The 2062-nt window shown below is 33.4% G+C and carries 3 protein-coding genes; all 3 read right to left on the bottom strand.

Features of this window, described 5'->3' with window-relative positions; genetic code table 11:
* Positions 1-307: 307 nt before the first annotated feature.
* Positions 308-457 (bottom strand): hypothetical protein, encoded by a 150-nt coding sequence (locus LLA01S_RS12675; protein WP_010892287.1) that lies wholly within the window; start codon positions 455-457, stop codon positions 308-310.
* Entirely contained in the window at positions 454-1152 is a 699-nt protein-coding gene (locus tag LLA01S_RS11825; protein ID WP_010892286.1) for a replication protein, read from the bottom strand. Before LLA01S_RS11825 ends, LLA01S_RS12675 begins: the two co-directional genes overlap by 4 nt.
* Positions 1153-1218: 66 nt before the next feature.
* Entirely contained in the window at positions 1219-1380 is a 162-nt protein-coding gene (locus LLA01S_RS11820; RefSeq protein ID WP_010892285.1) for a hypothetical protein, read from the bottom strand.
* Between the last annotated feature and the right edge of the window lie 682 nt (positions 1381-2062).

The following is a 2062-nucleotide window of genomic DNA, read 5'->3' as shown; positions in this document are numbered from 1 at the left end:
CCCAAAAGATGAAAAATAAATACAACAGCAAAAATAAATCATAGTTCGATTTTTCGAACAATGCGCACTTACACACCACTCCAAAATTGGGTGGTTTTTGTGCTTAAAAAAATGTATCAGAAGTCGGCTAGCCGACAACAAAAAAAGCGCTAATAAATTAGCGCCATAAATAAAATATAAATTAATCACTTTTTCTTTTTTTGCCAAACAGCATCGATCATTTTGTTTATTGCAATCGTATTGCTATTAATCGCAACATCAAACCAAAATAAAACCCCCCTTCGACTTTCGTCAGGGGGGCTTTTATTTATTCAATAATCCCTCCTCTCAATAAATCTATTGTTGTACTTAATTCAACTTCCATTTCTCTGTATCTTTCAATACGCTCTTTTAAGTCCTTAATTTCTTTTTTTAATTCCTCATTTTCAGCAAATAACTCTTTTTCTTTGTTTGTCATTTTATTTCCCCCGTTTCAGCATCAAGAACCTTTGCATAACTTGCTCTATATCCACACTGATAATTGCCCTCAAACCATAATCTAAAGGCGCTAGAGTTTGTTGAAACAATATCTTTTACATCATTCGTATTTAAAATTCCAAACTCCGCTCCCCTAAGGCGAATAAAAGCCATTAAATCTTTTGTATTTACCAAATTATAGTCATCCACTATATCTAAAAGTAAATTCTTCAATTCTCTTTTTTGGCTTTCATCAAGTGTTATATAGCGGTCAATATCAAAATCATTAATGTTCAAAATATCTTTTTTGTCGTATATATGTTTATTCTTAGCAATAGCGTCCTTTGATTCATGAGTCAAATATTCATATGAACCTTTAATATAATCAAGTATCTCAACATGAGCAACTGAACTATTCCCCAATTTTCGCTTAATCTTGTTCCTAACGCTTTCTATTGTTACAGGATTTCGTGCAATATATATAACGTGATAGTGTGGTTTTTTATAGTGCTTTCCATTTCGTATAACATCACTACTATTCCATGTATCTTTATCTTTTTTTTCGTCCATATCGTGTAAAGGACTGACAGCCATAGATACGCCCAAACTCTCTAATTTTTCTTTCCAATCATTAGGAATTGAGTCAGGATATAATAAAAATCCAAAATTTCTAGCTTTAGTATTTTTAATAGCCATGATATAATTACCTTATCAAAAACAAGTAGCGAAAACTCGTATCCTTCTAAAAACGCGAGCTTTCGCTTATTTTTTTTGTTCTGATTCCTTTCTTGCATATTCTTCTATAGCTAACGCCGCAACCGCAGATTTTGAAAAACCTTTTTGTTTCGCCATATCTGTTAATTTTTTATCTTGCTCTTTTGTCAGAGAAATCATAACTCTTTTTTTCGATTCTGAAATCACCATTTAAAAAACTCCAATCAAATAATTTTATAAAATTAGTGTATCACTTTGTAATCATAAAAACAACAATAAAGCTACTTAAATATAGATTTATAAAAAACGTTGGCGAAAACGTTGGCGATTCGTTGGCGATTGAAAAACCCCTCAAACCCTTGAGCCAGTTGGGATAGAGCGTTTTTGGCACAAAAATTGGCACTCGGCACTTAATGGGGGGTCGTAGTACGGAAGCAAAATTCGCTTCCTTTCCCCCCATTTTTTTCCAAATTCCAAATTTTTTTCAAAAATTTTCCAGCGCTACCGCTCGGCAAAATTGCAAGCAATTTTTAAAATCAAACCCATGAGGGAATTTCATTCCCTCAAACTCCCTTGAGCCTCCTCCAACCGAAATAGAAGGACGCTGCGCTTATTATTTCATTCAGTCATCGGCTTTCATAATCTAACAGACAACATCTTCGCTGCAAAGCCACGCTACGCTCAAGGGCTTTTACGCTACGATAACGCCTGTTTTAACGATTATGCCGATAACTAAACGAAATAAACGCTAAAACGTCTCAGAAACGATTTTGAGACGTTTTAATAAAAAATCGATAAATTATATTGGCAAATTATAAAAATGCCGTAGAACGAAAAATAGAGCCCTTAAAAAGCAAATAAACTACGATAGCAACAAAAAACAAAACCAAAA

The sequence above is a fragment of the Lactococcus cremoris subsp. cremoris NBRC 100676 genome, assembly GCF_001591705.1.
Lineage (GTDB): Bacteria > Bacillota > Bacilli > Lactobacillales > Streptococcaceae > Lactococcus > Lactococcus cremoris.
Note: the sequence above shows the minus strand (reverse complement) of the source record. Positions and strands in the feature narration are given on the sequence as shown.